Source organism: Bacillus sp. C30, from assembly GCF_040838255.1.
Classification (GTDB): Bacteria; Bacillota; Bacilli; order Bacillales; family Bacillaceae_G; genus Bacillus_A; species Bacillus_A mycoides.
On record NZ_JBFPJH010000504.1, the window covers coordinates 1 to 1,887 of the forward strand.

2 protein-coding genes are annotated in these 1,887 nt (G+C 31.7%); both read left to right on the forward strand.

Annotation, left to right across the window (positions count from 1 at the left end; translation table 11 throughout):
- Positions 1 to 1,071 (forward strand): sensor histidine kinase (locus tag AB3X49_RS22270; protein ID WP_367964786.1); only part of this gene is annotated, 1,071 nt, incomplete at its 5' end.
- Between the two features lie 126 nt (positions 1,072 to 1,197).
- On the forward strand, positions 1,198 to 1,881 hold the full coding sequence (locus AB3X49_RS22275) for an N-acetylmuramoyl-L-alanine amidase family protein (protein ID WP_002142388.1): 684 nt from the start codon (positions 1,198 to 1,200) through the stop codon (positions 1,879 to 1,881).
- The last annotated feature ends 6 nt before the right edge of the window (positions 1,882 to 1,887 follow it).

The window sequence follows — 1,887 nt, forward strand, 5'->3', positions numbered from 1 at the left end:
GAAATAATGGATTACGAAGAAAATGATATTAAATATAAACTATTAATCAAGCCGACAAAAGACGCAGAGGGTAAGATAAACTATATATTTGCTATGACATCATTGCAACCAGTTGATGAAGCGGTACAAATGATAAAGGATTATTATGTATATTTAATTATCTTTGTATTGATTTTAATTGTTTTAATATCGTTCTATTACTCAAAAAAAATCGCCAAGCCATTATTACAAATAAATGATACTACAAAAAAAATCGCGGGTTTAGATTTCTCTGAGACGATACCTATTACTACAAAGGATGAAATAGGTGATTTATCACAAAATATTAATACACTTTCTAAAGCTTTGCATTCGTATATTCATCAATTGCAGCAAGATATAGAAAAAGAAAAGCAATTAGAAAATACACGCAAAGAATTTATCGCTGGTGTTTCACATGAGTTAAAAACGCCTTTAAGTATTATGAAGAGCTGTATTTCAATTTTGGAGGATGGGGTTGCTAGTAATAAAAAGGAGTATTACTTTAAAGCAATGTCAAAAGAAGTAGATAAAATGGATATGCTCATTATTGATATGCTCGAGTTAGCAAAATTCGAGTCTGGTACGTATAAAATGGAAATGGATGTTTTCCATATTGATGAGATGATTGATTATATATGTGAGCAATTAGCTTCGGATATAACAGCTAAGCAATTACATGTGCATAAACAACTTTCTAAAATTGAGGTAGTTGCAAATCCACATCGAATAGAGCAGGTGGTGACTAACTTTATTACGAATGCGATTCGTTACACACCAGAACAGGAGAATATTATTATTTCTACAATAGAAGAGAATGAACGTGTAAAAGTATGTGTAGAAAATAAAGGAGCACATATTGAACTAGAACATTTAGAGAAAATATGGGATCGTTTTTATCGAGGAGATACGTCTCGTCAACGCTCCAAAGGTGGAACAGGATTGGGCCTTGCTATTTCAAAAAATATATTAGAGCTGCATGGTGCGGAATATGGTGTTTCGAATACAGAAGATGGAGTGTTATTTTTCTTCTACTTAAATCAAAACGTGTAGAATTTTCATTCTACACGTTTTTATCATTTTTAAACAAAATCGACATTATCTGCATTTTATCTTTATCAGCATTCATTAATATCTTCATTAGAAAGGGAATGAAAAGCTGATAAGGAGATTGTTAAAATAAAAAAAAGAGTGACATTGCTTTTATTTATAATATTAATAATGGGCACAGGAGTTAGTTTCATACATGCTAAGGGGCATAAAAATATATCACAAGAGGATTTACGATTAAGAGGAAAAACAATTGTAATTGATCCAGGGCATGGTGGAGGAGATAGAGGGACGAAAGGAAAGAAATTTGGAACGATTGAAAAAGAGCTTAATTTAAAAGTAGCACAAAATATAAAGAAAGAATTAGAAGAAAGAACGGATGCAAAAGTTATATTGACGCGTGAAAAAGATGCGAGTTTACTTTCAGAAACAAAACAAAAGGAAGAATTGCAAGCGCGTGTCAAAGTAGTGAAAGAACATGCGGCGGATCTTTATATTAGCATTCATCATGATGCTTTTGAGGATACAAATGTAAAAGGAATAACAACTCATTATGGATCTAATAAAAGGAAAGATAAAAAATTAGCTAAGATCGTACAAGAAGCTATTTTTGATCAAAATATAGACAGCCGAGATCGAGGTGTTCATGGCAGTGATTTTCTTGTCTTACGAGAAAATTCTTCTCCGGCTATCCTAATAGAATTAGGGTTTACATCTAATGCGAGTGATGAAAAAAGAATGAATTCAGAAGAATTCCAAGCAAAATCGCAAAAAGGAATTGTGGATGGCATTATTAATTATTTTACGATGTAATAAAAT